The organism is Bacterioplanoides sp., assembly GCF_965219715.1.
Lineage (GTDB): Bacteria > Pseudomonadota > Gammaproteobacteria > Pseudomonadales > Oceanobacteraceae > Bacterioplanoides.
The window spans coordinates 3,893,997-3,912,139 of the sequence record NZ_OZ244785.1; the positions used below are offsets into that span (position 1 = coordinate 3,893,997).

The window sequence follows — 18,143 nt, forward strand, 5'->3', positions numbered from 1 at the left end:
CCTGCTTCTTTATTATGAATGAGTGACCAACCGTGACTGCAAACAAAACCGATCATCTGCATGGGATTACCCTGGAAAAGCTGCTGAATGAGCTGGTGGATCAGTATGGCTGGAAAACCTTATCCGGCTGGGTGCGGATTAACTGTTTTCGTTCCGACCCGAGCATTAAGTCGAGTCTGAAATTCTTACGCAAAACGCCCTGGGCACGTGCTCAGGTAGAAGCGGTATTTATTGCCTATAAAGAGGGCAAAGATAATCAGCAAATCAGTACCATTGTGAAAGAGATGGCCGGTTTTTCTGCCAAACAGAAACCGGCTGCTGCGGATAAGCCGGGCGAAAAGGTGAATCCCTGGGCAAAACGCTGATTCTTTTATTAGCAATACGTCAAACGGCAACAGTCCGTTACTTTTATTCTTTCGTTAACCCTTCTATTGTTTCTCCATTCGCCACGGTAAACCGATATACCGTGGCTCATAATTACAAAGGAGAATCGCCATGATTAAAGCCTACGCCGCAACCGAACCGGGTGGTGAACTAAAGCCGTTTGAATACGATCCGGGCCCTCTCGGTGATCACGATGTGGAAATTGATGTCGAATATTGCGGCATTTGTCACAGTGACCTGAGCATGCTGAATAACGAGTGGGGCATTACGCAATACCCGTTTGTTCCTGGTCATGAGGTGGCGGGTAAAGTTGCTGCCGTCGGTAAACACGTCGCTAAATTCAAGGTCGGCGATCGTGTTGGTTTGGGCTGGCATGCCGGTTATTGCAATGAATGTCAGACCTGTATGGAAGGTGATCACAACCTGTGTGGTTCTGCTCAGGGCACCATTGTTGGCCGCCATGGCGGTTTCGCCGATAAGGTTCGCGCTCAGGCATCCAGTGTGGTTGCGTTACCTGAAGGTCTGGATAGCGAGAAAGCCGGCCCGCTGTTTTGTGGCGGCATCACGGTTTATAACCCGATGGTTCAGTTTGATGTGAAGCCAACTGCCCGCGTGGGTGTGGTGGGTATTGGTGGCCTCGGTCATATGGCGCTGCAGTTTCTTAATGCCTGGGGCTGCGAAGTCACTGCGTTTACCTCTTCGGAATCGAAACGTCAGGAAGCACTTGAACTGGGTGCTCATCACACGCTGGATTCACGCGATAAAGACGCATTAAAAACCGCGGCGTACAGCTTCGATCTGATTCTGTCGACGGTGAATGTTTCCCTCGATTGGAACAGCTACATCAACACATTAAAACCACGCGGCCGCTTACATCTTGTAGGTGCGGTTCTGGAGCCGGTAGCGGTGAGTGTATTTGCGTTAATGGGGGCACAGCGCAGTGTGTCTTCATCACCTGTGGGCAGCCCGGCGGTGATTGCTGAGATGTTGGATTTCGCTAACCGCCACGATATCGAACCTAAAGTGGAAGTCTTTGATATGGCTGACGTTAATAAGGCGGTTGAGCGGTTGGAGAATGGCAGCCCACGTTATCGTGTGGTGTTGAAGAAATAGCAGGGCCGAAGAAGTACCAGAGCTGAATAAATAATGCCGCAAACAAACGCTGCCTGCCTGACGTCAGAACGTGGCAGTCAGCGTTAATAATGCCCCTTTGGTCGTCAGATCAAAGGCGCGCTGATTACCGGAAAACAACGCTTTCTGTTTGCGATAGATCAGCTCCGGACCAATGGATAACAAGTGGTTGTAACGCCAGCGCAGACCAAGGTTTGCGTAATAGCCCTGGCCATCTTCTTCTGTTTTCTGCTGTTTTGCAGGCTGCAGATCCAGATAACTCTCGTGCAGCGTTATGTTTGTTTGGTATTTCAGCCAGCCTGCGCTGGCTGAAATTTGCCAGTTACGGCCGATGTCTGAATAAGCAAACAGCCCGAGCATCAGCTCTCTTGATTTAAACTTCAGATAATAATCACCGGCGTTGTCACGCTGGGTTTCTGATCGAAGGTCATTAAATCCGCCAAGGCCAGCCTCTGCTCCCCAGCTGTCACCAATCGAAAAGCGGCCGCGTATATTCAGGTATTGGTCACTTTCGAGCTTGGTATCGGCGTTGGTGGATTGATTAGCGCCACAACAACCTAACTCCAGCTGGAATGTATCGGCTTGTGCCAGTGGTGCTAGCAGTGTGGATAGCAACATCCAGAATGTCGTCTTCATGGCTCATACCTCACATTAACGCTGTCGCTGCGACTCATGGTGACACTGCCTCCGTTCACCCCTGAGCCGAGTTGCCCAATTTGAATACGGAAGAGTTTCAGCTCCAGATTGCAGTATTCAATCGGATATGAGCGGGTGACACTGGACTTAAGGCTGAACAATCCGAAGGTAACAATATCCAGAAACGGCACTCCGAGAGAGCGGTACAGCGGGAAAAATATGCCGCCGGGTTTTACGTCTTCTTTCACCTCAACGGATTGTGGCAGAGCTTGCTCCAGCTGAAGGGTGAAGCTGCCATTATCGGTAGTGGTAAATTTTTTGGTGAAGCTGCTGGAATGCACGCCGGAGTGACAGGCTGCGATGCTGATGACTTCCGCCTGATAGTTGTCGTTTGTAGTGTTCCAGCTAACGATGGCTTCGTCTGTGCGACTGCGATAGGTTGTGTCTGGTAGTGGTTCGTTGATGCGAACCGACGGCGGGAAAACTCCACGGGCGGAATAGCCAACCAGTCTGCCAGCCTGGCTCTCGACTTTAAGCAGATCGCTGGGATACCAACGTTGATTGCGGGCAACGTCGGGTTCGAAGCGAATATCAATGATGACTTCCGTGCCGCTGTTATTATCGTCTAACGAATTCTGATACAGCCCCGGAACATCGGCGGTGTAACGCAGTTCGCGCTGCTGGCTGGTGTTGCGGGCATAAAAAATATCGCCACCAACCAACGGGCGAAGCTGGCCGTTGAGATAGGCAGAAGCGGCGACGCTGGCTTGCTGTTGGTCGACGGGTAAATCAGCCCGGATGCGCAGCGATACACCTTCGCTGGCGATATTTTCTGGTTTGTCATCGGATTTGTTGCAGCCGCTGCTCAGCGCCCCGAGCAATATCGCGCAGCTCATGCGTAGATAAAAATGCGTGCGCATAGGTTCGTCCGTGAAGTTTGCAATTAATAAAAATCATTATACTGAATATGGCCAGATAAACTGCACCACTTCAGGAATTCGTTGGTCGGTCGATTCTGCGGTGAATACCAAGCCGTTATCATCGTGTTAGCGGATGAACATAATATGAACGGAATCCGCGCTGATCGCTCAGGTACAGGCTGTTTTGAAGGGAGGGAAAAGGGGCAAAAAGCGCGCAAATAAATTTACCCGCAGGGGCTCTTCTGGTATCCTGCCCTCCCATCTTGAGTGAAGCTTTGGCAACTCTGACCGACACAGGTTAGCGACCCTGCTGAGTCTTCCATTTTTATATTTATCTTCTCGTTCTGCGGACCTTCTATGACACGATTTATTTTCGTTACGGGTGGTGTTGTTTCTTCTTTAGGGAAAGGCATCGCTTCAGCATCTCTGGCTGCTATTCTGGAGGCGCGTGGCCTCAAGGTCACCATGCTCAAGTTGGACCCTTACATCAATGTTGACCCTGGCACGATGAGCCCGTTTCAGCATGGTGAAGTTTTTGTTACCGAAGATGGCGCAGAAACCGATCTGGACTTAGGTCACTACGAGCGTTTTATCCGTACCAAGATGTCTCGTCGCAATAACTTCACCACCGGTCGTATTTACACCGATGTTCTGGCAAAAGAACGTCGTGGTGATTACTTAGGTGGCACGGTTCAGGTGATTCCGCACATCACTGACGAAATCAAACGTCGTGTCTTGGAAGGTGCTGAAGGCGCTGATGTGGCGCTGGTGGAAATCGGTGGCACCGTGGGTGATATCGAATCTCAGCCATTCCTGGAAGCGGTTCGTCAAATGAAGGTAGAGCTGGGTTCTAAGCGCGCGCTGTCGATGCACCTGACTCTGGTTCCTTATATCGCTACTGCAGGCGAAACCAAAACCAAGCCAACTCAGCACTCCGTTAAAGAGATGCGTACCATTGGTTTGCAGCCAGACATTCTGATCTGTCGTTCCGATCACACCATTGATGCTTCTTCCCTGCGTAAGATTGCGCTGTTCACCAACGTGGAAGAGCGTGCGGTAATCCCGCTGGAAGATGCCGACACTATTTATAAAATCCCGGCGATGCTGAACAAAGCAGGCCTGGACGAATATATCGTTGAGAAGTTCGACCTGAGCTGCAACGAAGCCGATTTATCCGAGTGGGCTGAAGTGGCGGATGCCAAGCTGAACCCGGAGCGCGAAGTTCATATCGCCATGGTTGGTAAATACATGGAGCTGCTGGACGCGTATAAGTCTCTTATCGAAGCCGTTGATCACGCCGGTATTCACCATAAAGTGAAGGTGAAAATCGACTTTATCGATGCTGAAGACATTGAGCGCAAAGGCACTGATATCCTGAAAGATAAAGCCGCAATTCTGGTTCCGGGTGGTTTTGGTAATCGTGGTGTGGAAGGCAAGATCCGCACGGTTCAGTGCGCTCGTGAAAACAAAATCCCATTCCTGGGTATCTGTTTAGGTATGCAGAGTGCGGTAATCGAATTCGCCCGTAACGTGGTTGGCTGGTCCGACGCCCATTCATCTGAGTTCAGCAATGACACTCAGCACCCGGTTGTTGGTTTAATTACCGAATGGACCGATGCTTCTGGCAATACTGAAACCCGTACAGAAAACTCTGATCTGGGTGGCACCATGCGTTTAGGTGGTCAGGAGTGTCGTCTGACGGAAGGTTCTAATACCGCGCTGGCTTACGGTTCTGACGTGATTGTTGAACGTCACCGTCACCGTTATGAAGTTAACGCCAATATGATTGCGGAGCTGGAAAAAGCCGGTTTACGCATTGCCGGTCGCTCCATTGATGGCGATCTGGTTGAAGTAGTTGAAGTGGTTGATCACCCTTGGTTTGTGGGTTGTCAGTTCCACCCTGAGTTTACGTCTACACCACGTGATGGACACGGACTGTTTAAAGCATTTATCGCTGCTGCTCTGGATCAGACCAAATAAGTAGCAAGCTGAATAAGTGACTAACGATTTTTGAGAGCTGCCTGACCAGCTCTCAACGCAGAATTTTTTACGGAGATTAAAATAGCATGGCTAACATTATCGACATCAAAGCACGCGAAGTTCTGGATTCACGTGGTAACCCAACCATCGAAGCAGATGTCACTCTGGAAGGTGGTTTTTTTGGTACTGCTTGTGCGCCAAGTGGTGCATCTACCGGTACTCGTGAAGCACTGGAACTGCGTGATGGCGATAAGAGCCGCTACCTGGGCAAAGGTGTCCTGAAAGCGGTTGAAAACGTAAACACCACCATCAAGTCTGCACTGGTAGGCATGGACGGTACTGATCAGCGTGCTCTGGATAACAAAATGCTGGAGCTGGACGGCACTGACAACAAAGCTAACCTGGGTGCAAACGCTATCCTGGCTGTATCTCTGGCGGCGGCTAAAGCAGCTGCAACGGCTAAAGGTGTTGAGCTGTACGAACACATCGCTGACATCAACGGTACTGCTGGCCAGTACTCTATGCCTGTTCCAATGATGAACATCATTAACGGTGGCGAGCACGCAGACAACAACGTTGATATTCAGGAATTTATGGTTCAGCCAGTTGGCGCACCAACTTTCGCTGAAGCGCTGCGTGCCGGTGCTGAAATCTTCCACAGCCTGAAAAAAGTTCTGTCTTCTCAGGGCCTGAACACGGCAGTAGGTGATGAAGGTGGTTTCGCACCTAACCTGGCATCTAACGCTGATGCTCTGGCCGCTATTAAAGAAGCTGTTGCAAACGCTGGTTATGAGTTGGGCAAAGATACTACTCTGGCTCTGGACTGTGCTTCTTCTGAATTCTACGTTGACGGCAAGTACGACCTGAAAGGCGAAGGCAAAGTATTCTCTGCAGAAGAATTCTCTGACTACCTGGCTGAACTGTGTGACCAGTACCCAATCGTTTCTATCGAAGACGGTCAGGACGAATCTGACTGGGATGGCTGGAAGTACCAAACTGAAAAACTGGGCGCTAAAGTACAGCTGGTGGGTGACGACCTGTTCGTAACCAACACTAAGATCCTGAAAGAAGGCATCGAAAAAGACATCGCTAACTCTATCCTGATCAAGTTCAACCAGATCGGTTCTCTGACCGAAACTCTGGAAGCGATCAAGATGGCAAAAGACGCGGGTTACACCGCTGTGATTTCTCACCGTTCCGGTGAAACTGAAGACACGACTATTGCTGATCTGGCGGTTGGTACTTGTGCTGGTCAGATTAAGACCGGTTCTCTGTGTCGTTCTGACCGTGTTGCTAAGTACAACCGTCTGCTGCGCATCGAAGAGCAGCTGGGTGCTAAAGCTCCGTATAATGGTCTGAAAGAAATTAAAGGTCAGTAACATCTGACTTCTCTGGTTTAGCTGTTGGGATGAATCAGAGTTTGTAATAGCAGCAACAGGATGTTGCGTGAGCATCGAAGGCACAGGGACAAAATTGCAGGATGCAAATTTTGCACAGCGTCGCTGCCCGAAGGGCGAGCTACAGGGAAGTAGCGAGTGACGTGCCTTGCGATGCGGGCGGCTTACAAATTCTGGTTTATCCTGATAGCGGAAACAGAGCTTGATTGAAATCGTAAAAGAGGCTGCATATTATTCTTAGCCACCGGATCGGTGGGCCATCCATGGCCCTCGATCCTACCGCGACTTCCTGTCGCTGTTTTAAGAATAATAAGCAGCCTCTTTTTTATTATTCGAGAAAACCATAACAACAAGAAAGGAGGGCGTATGCGTTGGTTGATTTACACACTTATCCCAGCAGCTTTATTGCTGATCCTTTTATATCGTTTGTGGTTTGACGATACCGGTCTGATTGCCAGTGAAAAATTGCAGCAGGAAATTGAACAGCTGCAACAAGATAACGAAGTTCAGCAAGATCAGAATGATTCGTTATTGGCTGAAGTTAAAGACCTGAAAACCGGGAATGAAATTCTCGAAGAAAAAGCGCGCGAAGATCTCGGTTTAGTGCGTAAAGGTGAAACCTTTATTCTATTTGTTGATCCTGCGAAAAAATGACCTCCAGTACTTCACAACAAACTGATTCTCCAAAATTCTGGCCAATTTTACCGGCGGCTGGTGTTGGCAGTCGTATGCAGGCTGACCGACCGAAACAGTATTTACCATTGCACGGCCAGTTTTTAATGGATCACACACTGCAGGTGATGTTGAGTTATCCCAAGTTTGAGCAACTGGTGTTGGTGTTATCGGAAACCGATCCCTATTGGCCGGAAAGTTTGTTCGCCAGTGATTCACGTATTATTCGTGCACCGGGCGGTAGCGAGCGTTGTTATTCAGTATTAAACGGCTTACAAGCGCTGGAAGGTATTGCTGCCGATGATGACTGGGTGGCGGTCCACGATGTGGCTCGCCCGTGTTTGCAGCACTCAGATCTGGATGCGTTATTTTCATCATTGGAAAATTCCGATTCAGAAAAGACCGGAGCTTGTGGTGCCATCTTAGCGTCACCAACCCGCGATACCATGAAGCGTGGTGTTAAACAGCCAGACGGTACCATTGCCATTGATCATACCGTCGAACGTGAACAACTGTGGCACGCGTTAACACCACAGGTATTCCGTTATGGCGAGTTAAAACAAGCGCTGGAATTCTGCTTGCAGAATAAACTGGAAGTAACCGATGAAGCGTCGGCGCTGGAGCAGATAAAACAGCAACCGTTATTAGTGGAAGGCCGGGCTGACAATATTAAAGTCACCCGTCCGGAAGATCTGGCGTTAGCCGAGTTGTTTTTATCACGGTAGCTTTTACCGGAACTAGTTTTCCGTTTTTAATTTTTTAAACACTGAGATCAGATTATGCGTATTGGCCACGGCTTTGATGTTCATAAATTCGGCGAAGGGGAGTTTGTTACCTTAGGTGGTGTGCAAATTCCTTATGAAAAAGGTCTGATCGCTCATTCTGATGGTGATGTTGCGCTGCACGCGTTATCCGATGCGTTATTAGGTGCGGCTGCTCTGGGCGATATTGGTAAACATTTCCCGGATACCGACGATGCCTACTCGGGTGCCGACAGCCGTGTTCTATTGCGCCATGTTGTCGAACTAATTTGCGATAAAGGTTACCGCGTTGGTAACGTCGACATCACAATTATTGCCCAGGCGCCGAAGATGGCTCCGCATATCCAGGCGATGCGCGAAAATATCGCCGCAGACCTGAACGTTCGCCTCGACGATGTCAACGTAAAAGCCACCACCACTGAAAAGTTAGGTTTTGAAGGCCGTAAAGAAGGCATCTCGACTCATGCTGTCGCTTTGCTGCTGGTAGCCGAATAAAGAATTAATTGAATGACTGAATCTGCATTACCCGTCTGGCCAAAATTGTACCCAGAGACCGGAGCCACTGGTTGGTTGAAATGCCACAACCAGGACTTTTGTGTGGTCGAAATTCCGCAGGCATTGCCCTGTGGAGAAGGTGAGCACATCTGGCTGGAAATCGAGAAAAACGGTGTGAACACTGGCTGGATTGCCAAACAACTGGCAGATCTGGTGGGTGTTAAAGAAATGGACGTGGGTTATGCCGGTTTAAAAGATCGCCACGCCATTACCCGTCAATGGTTCAGCATCTATTTACCACTGGTGCGTTTACCAAATGGTGAGCCGGACTTTTCCTTTATCGAAAAGAACGACGACGGTGAGCAAATCAAAATCCTGCAGGTAAAACGTCATTCGAAGAAATTACGTCGCGGTGAATTATTGGGTAACCGCTTTGAAATTCGTCTGCGTGATATCAGTTATAACGATGGTGCTGACAAAGCCGCGCTGGAACGTAATCTGGAACTGGTTAAACAAAGCGGTGTACCCAACTACTTCGGTGAACAGCGTTTTGGCCATAACGGCGGCAATATCGAGGCGTCTCGTCAGATGCTGACCGGTGAGATAACCGTTAAAAACCGCAGCAAAAAAAGTATCTATCTGTCGGCGGCGCGTTCGCTGATTTTTAACGAAGTGGTTGCTGCACGAATCAAGCAGCAGACCCAATCGCAGATGTTAGACGGTGATATTGCTGCAGAACAGCAACTTAACGGCCAGCCAATTGCCACAGCACCACTGTGGGGACGCGGTCGTTTGCAGACCAGCGCTGATGTGTTGGTGCTGGAAACGGAAGTGGCGGAACGTTATGCCGATATCTGCGAAGGATTGGAGCATAAAGGCCTGAATCAGGAGCGACGTGCCCTGATTGCCGCTGTGGAGAATCTGACCTGGCAATGGGCAGATTCTGCTCCTGAGATGGCTGCCAGTGGTGACCCGGCCTGGCAAGGTAGCAGTGGTGAAGATTTAACCCTCTGTTTTTCTCTGCCAAGTGGGTATTATGCCACCTCTGTTATTCGTGAGCTGTTATCTCCACTGGAGCGAACGCCGGTCTGGCAAATTGACGGCGGACCCTCTGAAAACAGTAATTCGCAAACCAGTAATAAGTCGTAAACAAATACTAAGTCCTTTAAAACCGGAATTAACCATGAAACTGATGCTTTCCAATGACGATGGTGTACACGCTCCGGGGTTGCAAACCCTGGCCCAGACATTGGAACAACAGGGTCATCAGATTCATGTGGTTGCACCGGATCGTGATCGTAGTGGTGCCAGCAATTCATTAACACTGGATCGTCCGTTGCATCCGATTCATCTGGATAATGGCTTTATCAGTGTGAACGGCACGCCAACAGATTGTGTGCATCTGGGTGTGAATGCGTTTTTTGATGGTGAATGTGAGCGTGTTATCTCCGGAATTAATGCCGGCGCCAACTTGGGCGATGACGTGCTGTACTCTGGTACCGTGGCTGCTGCGATGGAAGGTCGCTTTCTCGATAAAACTCCCATTGCCGTCTCGTTGGTAGGTAAGCAGCACTTTGTCACCGCCGCACAGGTTGTTATCGAACTACTCCCCCGTTTTGAACAGCTGAGTCTGCCGGCGAACTCGGTCATTAATATCAATGTGCCTGACTGTCCGTTTGAGCAGTTGAATGGCTATGCCATTACTCGCTTGGGTCATCGTCAGCGTTCAGATAACCCGGTGCTGACTACTAACCCACGTGGCAAAGAATGTTATTGGATTTCAGCAGCTGGTGACGTAGCCGATGCCGGTGAGGGAACTGATTTTCATGCGATTGAACAGGGTAAAGTATCGATCAGCATCATTCATATGGACATGACACTGCATGGTGCTCAGTCTGACGTTGAACAACATTTTCAGGATCTGATCCGCGAGTGAGATAGGCAGTGAACGAGCAATATTTCGCCGGTATTGGCATGACATCTCAACGAACCCGTAACCGCCTGGTTGAGCGCTTGCGTGAGTCTGGGATTAAAAATGACAACGTATTAGATGTAATTGCCCGCACGCCACGACACTTCTTTGTGGACGAAGCGCTGGCGCATCGCGCTTATGAAGATACGGCTTTGCCGATTGGTAATGGCCAGACCATCTCCCAGCCTTACACCGTTGCCCGCATGACCGAAGTTCTGCTGGCGGCCGGGCCATTGGGCAAAGTACTGGAGATTGGTACCGGTTCAGGCTATCAGACGGCGGTGCTGAGCCCGCTGGTTGAGCGCCTTTACAGTGTTGAACGTATCGAAGCTCTACACAACAAAGCTTGCCTGCGCATCGAAGCGTTACAAATGAGTAATGTCACGCTGGCATTATCGGATGGTACCTGGGGCTGGCCGGAACATGGCCCTTATGACGCGATTTTGGCAGCGGCGGCGCCGGAAGAAGTGCCGCAATCATTGCTGGATCAGTTGGCGGATGGTGGACGTATGGTACTGCCGGTCGGTACTGAGGAACAAAAACTGGTGCTGATTACCCGCCGTGGAGATCATTTTGCCCGTAAGGTTCTTGAACCTGCGCGCTTTGTTCCGTTTTTATCCGGCGTACAGCGTTAATCCGCACCAGCCAAACCAATAATTTCTTACTTCTATATAAAGGAAACGCTATGAAACACCTTTGGTTGTTTCTGAAGGGCATTGCCATGGGGGCAGCGGATGTTGTTCCAGGTGTGTCTGGTGGAACCATCGCATTTATCACCGGCATCTATACCGAACTGCTGGATTCAATCAAGAGTATCAATCTGGATGCGCTTCGTACGCTGTTTAAGGAAGGCCCAAAGGCCGCCTGGCAGTCAATCAACGGCACCTTTTTACTGGTACTGGGCAGCGGTATTTTGTTAGCTCTGTTGTCTCTGGCCAAAGTCTTACACCATTTATTACTGACCCAGCCTGAGCTGCTGTGGTCGTTCTTCTTCGGTCTGATCGTCGCCTCCAGCTGGCATATCGGTAAAGAGATACAGGGCTGGAATCTGAGCAAGGTTGCGACTCTGGTATTGGGAATCGTCATTGCGGCCGGTATTAGCCTGGCATCGCCTTCGTCCGTTACGCCAACAACGCTGATTATCTTTGGTGCTGGCAGCATTGCTATCTGTGCCATGATTCTGCCAGGGATCTCAGGTAGCTTTATTTTGTTGCTGATGGGCCTGTACGAACCGGTATTGGGGGCGGTTAAAGCATTGGATCTTGGCATTATGGCGGTATTTGCTGCAGGTGCAGGAGTTGGATTACTGGTGTTCTCGCGCCTTCTGAGCTGGTGTTTGCATCATTATAAAGACCTGATGTTTGCACTTTTAACCGGCTTTATGCTGGGATCGCTGGTCAAAGTCTGGCCCTGGAAAGAGACCATCAGCACCCGGTTGAACTCAAAAGGACAGGAAGTGCCCTTTATTCAGGACAATATTTTGCCGCTGGGGCAGCAATCTGACATGCTTATTGCCGCTGTTTTATTGATGATTGCCGGGGCGGCTATGGTCTTGATCATGGAAAAAGTGGCCAGTCGCGGTGAATAATCGGGTAGCACCTGTTGGTTAAATATACAAACGAGTGTTCAGTAAATATTGAAAGCGGCAAGTGACAATTGCCGCTTTTTTGTATCTGAGCGTATTGATAGCGTGTTCAAGCGATAACAGCGTAAAAAAAACTGTTTTTTTTAGATAACTTTGGAATATATAAATCCGTTTTAGATTCAAAAAGTTAAAAAGAAGCGTTAAAACTTAGCTACTCAAAAAGCTGTCATTTTTGAGTGTCAAAAAACAACCATCTGTAGGCAATGATGAAGATAACGGCCCCTGTCATATTAGTCATGTTAGTTACACTCGTAACAGGGTGTATCTCCAGCCGCGATTTTGTGTCAGTTGAAAGAAAGTTCAGTAAAGAACAAATGCCGTCAGGTTTCCATCGCGTTAGCAAAGGTGAAACTTTGTTTTCCATTGCCTGGCGCTATGGACTAGATGTCCGGCAGTTAGCAAACGCTAACTCGATTTCTAAGCCTTATACTATCTATCCAGGTCAGAAAATTGACATCGATTTTGAGCCTAAGCCGGTTGCCCTAGCCAAAAGGCCGACTGTCGAAAAAACGTCAAAACAACCCGTTACAAACAAAGTTCGTCCTAAGGTAAAACCTAAAAACAGTCATAAGCCGCCAATGAAGACAGTCCGTGCGACCTCTGCTGACTGGAAATGGCCTCTGAACGGTCGTTTAATAGGTCGTTTTTCGACCAAAAAGCCGGTCAACAAGGGGATTGATATCGCCGGGTCTTTGGGAGAATCTGTTTTGGCAGCAGCGGCTGGCACCGTGGTTTACGCGGGTCGGGGCTTACGCGGTTACGGGAACTTAGTCATCGTCAAACATAACGATACTTACCTGAGCGCTTACGCCCACACCAGTCGCATTGTGGTCAGTGAACAAGACGTTGTTAAAGCTGGCCAGAAGATTGCCGAAATAGGATCTACTGGTACCGACAAAGTGAAACTTCACTTTGAGATCCGGAAAAATGGCAAGCCGGTTGATCCGCTCAACCACTTACCCAAACACCCTGGGTAATACGTCCGATAACCGGACCAGAGCGGATAAAAAATAATCAATCGTTCTGGTATGAAACCTGTTTCGGTTCAGGTTCAGGACGATAACCAAAAAGGCGGGTAATGACATGGCAGTACAACAACGTGAATTGCGTGAACAAGACGTTTTCGAAGATGTAGACGCTCTGGCGCTGGTAGAAGCAAACTCAGAAGACTCCAACGACAAATCCGATGAGCGATTTGCGGCGGACACATCCTATAAAGCGCTGGACGCAACACAGCTGTATTTGAACGAGATTGGTTTCTCGCCATTGCTGTCAGCAGAAGAAGAAGTGCACTACGCACGTCTGGCCCGTAAAGGCGACGAAATGGGTCGCCGCCGCATGATTGAAAGTAACTTGCGACTGGTGGTTAAGATTTCCCGTCGCTATGTTAATCGCGGTTTATCACTGCTGGATCTGATTGAAGAGGGCAACCTGGGTCTGATCCGTGCGGTAGAAAAATTTGATCCGGAACGTGGCTTCCGTTTCTCTACCTACGCGACTTGGTGGATTCGTCAGACCATCGAGCGCGCGATCATGAATCAGACCCGTACCATCCGTTTGCCGATTCATGTTGTTAAAGAATTAAACGTATACCTGCGAGCTGCTCGTGAGCTGACTCAGAAGCTTGATCACGAGCCAACTGCAGAAGAGATTGCAGAACTGCTTGAAAAGCCGGTAGCAGACGTTAAGCGCATGCTGAAGCTGAATGAGCGTGTAACGTCAGTTGATACACCATTAGGTCCAAGTTCCGACAAGTCGATTCTCGACACCATCGCTGATGATCGTGTTTCTGACCCAAGCGAAGAATTACAAAACCAGGATATTCACTCCAATCTGGATCAGTGGATTGAAGAGCTGCCTGAGAAGCAGCGCGAAGTTCTGTCACGCCGTTTTGGTCTGCGCGGATACGAAACCAGCACACTGGAAGATGTGGGTCGTGAGATTGGCCTGACTCGTGAGCGTGTTCGTCAGATCCAGGTAGAAGCTCTGAAGCGTCTGCGTGAAATTATGGAAAAGCAGGGTCTGAATGCCATGACTCTGTTCGGTGAAGCCTGAGCGACACCAGTTTACCAGGCCTGACGACAGGCCGGGCGAAACCGAATCAGGAGCAGAGCCCGCACACTCCTCTCCGTATTACCTGACAGGAGTCAGGAGCCAGGAGGCGTAAAGACCAGGAAGGTTGTAAAAAGGACTTAGGGTGTTGGGTCAGACGATTTTCGAATGACCTAAAAAAAGCAGAACCGGGATGGTTCTGCTTTTTTATTGGCTGCTGATCAGCAAAAACGACAGGGTAGTTATCGTTCCAGGTGCTCAAGCTTATCGGGCACGCCATCCCATTCTTCAGCATCCGGCAGTGGATCTTTCTGCTCGGTAATGTTTGGCCACTCTTCTGCCAGTTCGGCATTTAATTCAATGTATTTCTCCTGACCCGCTGGTACTTCATCTTCCGAGAAAATGGCTTCAGCCGGGCATTCTGGCTCACACAAAGCGCAGTCAATACATTCATCCGGGTGAATCACCAGGAAGTTCGGACCTTCATAAAAACAATCGACCGGGCAGACTTCCACACAGTCGGTATATTTACACTTAACGCAGTTATCAGTTACCACAAATGTCATGCGGCATTCTCCTAATCATCAGTCGCTTATTCTGTGCGCCAAAACAACGGGCTCCACAGAGATTTTTTTAGTAATAATCGGCAATTCTAGGTAGGCGTTGCCCGAGTCGCAAGCGTTCGACCAGACGAAAGGGTTATACGTTCCTTTCGTCTGGTTCTAAAAAGACCGCTGTATATAAATGGTTTTTATAATAATTCTTTCAATTTATACAGGATTTCAAGTGCCTGGCGTGGCGTTAAATCGTCAGGATTTAACTCGCCCAGCTTTTCTTCTACCGCAGACGGCATTGCGGAAAACATATCACCCTGCATTGGAAACTCGGTATCAGCAGAGGCTGCTGGCTGCACTGTCGTTTCCATCGGACTGGATACCGCAGTCACGCTCACTTCAGTCGGAGACTGCTGTTCCAGCTGCAGCAGCTGGGCCTTGGCCTGGTCGATCACATTGCCCGGAACACCAGCCAATTGTGCGACCTGCAGGCCATAACTCTGACTTGCCGGGCCATTTTCCACCGAGTGCAGAAAAATAATCTTATCGTCATGTTCGGTGGCTTTGAGGTGAACATTACGAACGTTGCTGTGCTGTTCCGGCAGGCCCGTCATTTCGAAGTAATGAGTCGCGAACAGGGTAAAAGCGTTGATGGAATCTGCCAGATGAGCAGCGCTGGCCCAGGCTAGTGATAAACCGTCGAAGGTGCTGGTACCACGACCCACTTCGTCCATCAGCACCAGGCTGTTTTCACTGGCGTTGTGCAGAATATTCGCGGTTTCGGTCATCTCAACCATAAAGGTGGAGCGGCCGCCGGCAACATCATCGGCACTGCCCATACGGGTGAAAATCCGATCAATTGGCCCAAGTGTGGCGCTGTCGGCCGGAACATAGCTGCCGATATAAGCCAGCAACGTGATCACTGCCACCTGACGCATATACGTCGATTTACCACCCATGTTCGGGCCGGTAATAATCTGCATCCGCTGTTGTTGATCCAGGACTGTATTATTGGCGACAAACGGGTCGGTAATCAGGTTCTCAACCACTGGATGACGACCTTGCTGAATGTTCATAACCGATTCATCAACCAGCTCCGGCTGTACAAAGCGCAGGGTTTCTGCACGTTCTGCGAGGTTGGTTAACACATCCAGCTCAGACAATGCCGCAGCACTTACCTGGAGGGCAATCAGGTCTTCGCCCAGATCGCGTACCAGTGTTTCGTACAGCATTTTTTCACGGCTCAGAGCACGGCTTTTGGCGCTCAGGGCCTTGTCTTCAAACTCTTTCAGCTCCGGGGTGATAAAACGTTCCGCGTTTTTCAGAGTCTGGCGGCGGATGTACTCGGTCGGCGCCTGGTCTGACTGAGATTTGCTGATTTCGATGTAATAGCCGTGAACCCGGTTGTAGCCCACTTTTAAGGTGTTGAGTCCGGTGCGTTCTTTTTCCGTTTCTTCCAGTTTTACCAGGAAGTCTCCGGCGTTTTCGCTCAGGCCTCGAAGCTCGTCCAGCTCGGCATCATAACCTTCGGCAATTACACCGCCGTCACGAATAACAACCGGAGGGTTATCAATAATCGCCTTGGTTAAACGTTCAACCCACTGCGGAAATTCCTGTACCCGTTCGTGCAGATTACATGCCAGCGGTGTATCCAGTTGAGTCAGTTGCTGGCGAATATCCGGGAGTACTGAATAAGCGTCGCGCAGGCGTGCCAGGTCTCTTGGACGGGCAGAACCTAACGCCACTCGTGACAAAATACGCTCAATGTCACCGACCTGCTTCAGCGCCCGATTGATGTCTTCCCAGGCGTAGCTCGACAGCAGCTGGCCAATAAAAGACTGACGTTGTTGTAGCTGTTGTTTGTCGCGAATCGGACGGTTCAGCCAGCGCTTTAATAAACGGCTGCCCATGGCGGTTGCGGTTTTATCCAGAATCCAGGCCAGGGTGTGCTGATCGTCGCCTTTCTGGTTGATGTCAATTTCCAGATTACGGCGGGAGGCCGGATCAATCACAATGGCGTCATCCGGTTGTTCAACCATCAACGAACGAATGTGGGGCAGTTCGTTGCGCTGGGTTTCCTGAGCGTAATGCAGCAATGCACCCGCAGCGCAGATAGCGACGTTCATTCCTTCACAGCCAAAGCCACGTAAGTCTTTGGTTTTCAGCTGCTGGGTCAATAAGCGCAGCGCGGTGTCGGATTCAAAATGCCAGGGGGCCATGCGTTTTGCACCAGCACGCTCGCTGATTTGTTCCGGGTAAGGACTTTCTTCGTTAAATAACAGTTCCGCCGGGCGTAAGCGCTCGACCTCGGCGTCCAATGCTTCCTGTCCGTCCACTTCCATCACTGAAAAACGTCCGGAGCTGATTTCCAGAACGGCGAGACCATGGCGTTGCTGATCACTGCACAGGGATACCAACAGGTTATCGCTGCGTTCATCCAATAACGCTTCATCGGTCAGAGTACCCGGGGTCAGAACCCTCACGACTTTACGTTCTACCGGGCCTTTTGCCGTAGCCGGATCACCGATCTGCTCAGCAATGGCCACCGAAACGCCTTGTTTTACCAGCTTGGCAACGTAGTTCTCAGCTGCATGAAACGGTACACCTGCCATGGGAATCGGTTGACCGTCGCCACTCTTGCCACGTGCAGTCAGGGTGATGTCCAGTAGCTGAGCCGCTTTCTTGGCATCGTCATAAAACAATTCGTAGAAATCGCCCATGCGATAGAACAGAATAGTGTCAGGAAAATCGGCCTTGATACGCAGGTACTGCTGCATCATAGGTGTGTGTTTCGGGGCGGATTTTGTGGGCTGCTGAGCTGCCATGACTGGTGTCCTTAATCGCTGATAGCTGAAACGATGCTTAGCGCAAATCGAAAGGGACAGAATTGTAAGTGATTAGCTTTTGTTCTCAAGGAGAAATACATGCCACAACTGATTGATTCGATAAACTCTCTGGCAGAAATGCTGCAAAGCCGGGATATGCGACTGGTGACGGCGGAATCCTGTACCGGTGGCGGAATTGCAACGGCGCTGACTGATGTGGCAGGTAGCTCAAACTGGTTTGAGTGTGGCTTTGTGACTTACTCAAATGAAGCCAAAGTACGTTATCTGGATGTTGCCCCTGCCATCATCGAAAGTCATGGCGCTGTCAGCGAAGAAACCGTGCGGGCGATGGTTGCTGGTGCAGTAAACAATAGTCTTGGTGATGTGGCAGTGGCGGTCAGCGGCATTGCTGGCCCGGGCGGCGGCAGTGATGAAAAACCCGTTGGTACCGTTTGGTTTGCCTGGGGAGACGCAAGTCATCAGGTTAGCCGCTGTTTTTGTTTTGCCGGCGATCGCAGTGAAGTCAGGCAGCAGGCAATTGTTGCCGGAGTGCAAGGCTTGTGTCGCTGGTTGTCGTCATAAGAGGCTACTGATAAATAGTCCTGTATATCTTTCCAGTATTTTTTCTGTTTTGGGGTTGGCGCTTAAAAAAAGCTATGGTTAAATACTGGTTAAATTTACAGTGATCTGAACCGGGGTTTTACCCGCTGGTCTTAAAG

Annotated in this window: 17 protein-coding genes and 1 pseudogene; 14 read left to right on the forward strand and 4 right to left on the reverse strand. The window is 49.8% G+C overall.

The window, feature by feature from the left end; translation table 11 throughout:
- Positions 1-32: 32 nt before the first annotated feature.
- Positions 33-233 (forward strand): annotated as a pseudogene (locus ACOQOZ_RS18130) (VF530 family DNA-binding protein); the annotation flags it as partial.
- A 262-nt stretch (positions 234-495) separates the two neighbouring features.
- Entirely contained in the window at positions 496-1,497 is a 1,002-nt protein-coding gene (gene ahr / locus ACOQOZ_RS18135; protein ID WP_420589562.1) for an NADPH-dependent aldehyde reductase Ahr, read from the forward strand.
- A 63-nt stretch (positions 1,498-1,560) separates the two neighbouring features.
- On the opposite strand, the gene ACOQOZ_RS18140 is transcribed toward ahr, so the two are convergent.
- Positions 1,561-2,151, reverse strand: a complete 591-nt coding sequence (locus tag ACOQOZ_RS18140; protein ID WP_420589563.1) for an outer membrane beta-barrel protein — start codon at positions 2,149-2,151, stop codon at positions 1,561-1,563.
- Entirely contained in the window at positions 2,148-3,071 is a 924-nt protein-coding gene (locus ACOQOZ_RS18145) for a hypothetical protein (RefSeq protein ID WP_420589564.1), read from the reverse strand. Before ACOQOZ_RS18145 ends, ACOQOZ_RS18140 begins: the two co-directional genes overlap by 4 nt.
- A gap of 357 nt (positions 3,072-3,428) precedes the next feature.
- Here ACOQOZ_RS18145 and ACOQOZ_RS18150 point away from each other — a divergent pair, with 357 nt between their 5' ends.
- The 11 genes from ACOQOZ_RS18150 (at position 3,429) to rpoS (ending at position 14,048) form a co-directional block, all read left to right on the forward strand.
- Positions 3,429-5,051 carry a CTP synthase gene (locus ACOQOZ_RS18150; protein ID WP_420589565.1) on the forward strand — a complete coding sequence of 541 codons (1,623 nt, stop codon included), beginning with the start codon at positions 3,429-3,431 and terminating at the stop codon, positions 5,049-5,051.
- Positions 5,052-5,137: 86 nt separating this feature from the next.
- The gene (eno, locus tag ACOQOZ_RS18155) at positions 5,138-6,430 is read left to right on the forward strand and encodes a phosphopyruvate hydratase (protein ID WP_255857537.1); all 1,293 of its coding nucleotides are present in this window, start codon (positions 5,138-5,140) and stop codon (positions 6,428-6,430) included.
- Positions 6,431-6,814: 384 nt separating this feature from the next.
- Positions 6,815-7,102 carry an FtsB family cell division protein gene (locus tag ACOQOZ_RS18160; protein ID WP_420589566.1) on the forward strand — a complete coding sequence of 96 codons (288 nt, stop codon included), beginning with the start codon at positions 6,815-6,817 and terminating at the stop codon, positions 7,100-7,102.
- The gene (gene ispD, locus ACOQOZ_RS18165) at positions 7,099-7,845 is read left to right on the forward strand and encodes a 2-C-methyl-D-erythritol 4-phosphate cytidylyltransferase (protein ID WP_420589567.1); all 747 of its coding nucleotides are present in this window, start codon (positions 7,099-7,101) and stop codon (positions 7,843-7,845) included. The genes ACOQOZ_RS18160 and ispD overlap by 4 nt, the downstream gene beginning before the upstream one ends.
- A gap of 54 nt (positions 7,846-7,899) precedes the next feature.
- Entirely contained in the window at positions 7,900-8,376 is a 477-nt protein-coding gene (gene ispF / locus ACOQOZ_RS18170; RefSeq protein WP_420589568.1) for a 2-C-methyl-D-erythritol 2,4-cyclodiphosphate synthase, read from the forward strand.
- A gap of 12 nt (positions 8,377-8,388) precedes the next feature.
- Entirely contained in the window at positions 8,389-9,525 is a 1,137-nt protein-coding gene (truD, locus tag ACOQOZ_RS18175) for a tRNA pseudouridine(13) synthase TruD (protein WP_420589569.1), read from the forward strand.
- Between the two features lie 34 nt (positions 9,526-9,559).
- Positions 9,560-10,312: a 5'/3'-nucleotidase SurE gene (gene surE / locus ACOQOZ_RS18180; protein WP_420589570.1), complete on the forward strand. Its 753-nt coding sequence runs from the start codon at positions 9,560-9,562 to the stop codon at positions 10,310-10,312.
- A gap of 38 nt (positions 10,313-10,350) precedes the next feature.
- On the forward strand, positions 10,351-10,983 hold the full coding sequence (locus ACOQOZ_RS18185; RefSeq protein WP_420589571.1) for a protein-L-isoaspartate(D-aspartate) O-methyltransferase: 633 nt from the start codon (positions 10,351-10,353) through the stop codon (positions 10,981-10,983).
- Positions 10,984-11,033: 50 nt separating this feature from the next.
- The gene (locus ACOQOZ_RS18190) at positions 11,034-11,936 is read left to right on the forward strand and encodes a DUF368 domain-containing protein (protein WP_420589572.1); all 903 of its coding nucleotides are present in this window, start codon (positions 11,034-11,036) and stop codon (positions 11,934-11,936) included.
- A 260-nt stretch (positions 11,937-12,196) separates the two neighbouring features.
- On the forward strand, positions 12,197-12,970 hold the full coding sequence (locus ACOQOZ_RS18195) for a peptidoglycan DD-metalloendopeptidase family protein (RefSeq protein ID WP_420589573.1): 774 nt from the start codon (positions 12,197-12,199) through the stop codon (positions 12,968-12,970).
- A gap of 106 nt (positions 12,971-13,076) precedes the next feature.
- Complete coding sequence (gene rpoS / locus ACOQOZ_RS18200) at positions 13,077-14,048, forward strand: RNA polymerase sigma factor RpoS (RefSeq protein ID WP_420589574.1); 972 nt, start codon at positions 13,077-13,079, stop codon at positions 14,046-14,048.
- Positions 14,049-14,287: 239 nt separating this feature from the next.
- Here rpoS and fdxA read toward each other — a convergent pair whose 3' ends face one another.
- Together fdxA and mutS are read right to left on the reverse strand one after the other, a co-directional pair.
- Complete coding sequence (gene fdxA / locus ACOQOZ_RS18205) at positions 14,288-14,611, reverse strand: ferredoxin FdxA (RefSeq protein ID WP_420589575.1); 324 nt, start codon at positions 14,609-14,611, stop codon at positions 14,288-14,290.
- A 185-nt stretch (positions 14,612-14,796) separates the two neighbouring features.
- The gene (gene mutS, locus ACOQOZ_RS18210; protein ID WP_420589576.1) at positions 14,797-17,424 is read right to left on the reverse strand and encodes a DNA mismatch repair protein MutS; all 2,628 of its coding nucleotides are present in this window, start codon (positions 17,422-17,424) and stop codon (positions 14,797-14,799) included.
- A gap of 99 nt (positions 17,425-17,523) precedes the next feature.
- On the opposite strand from mutS, the gene ACOQOZ_RS18215 reads away from it, so the two are divergent.
- Positions 17,524-18,006, forward strand: coding sequence for a CinA family protein (locus ACOQOZ_RS18215; RefSeq protein WP_420589577.1), 483 nt, complete (start codon positions 17,524-17,526; stop codon positions 18,004-18,006).
- Positions 18,007-18,143 lie beyond the last annotated feature (137 nt).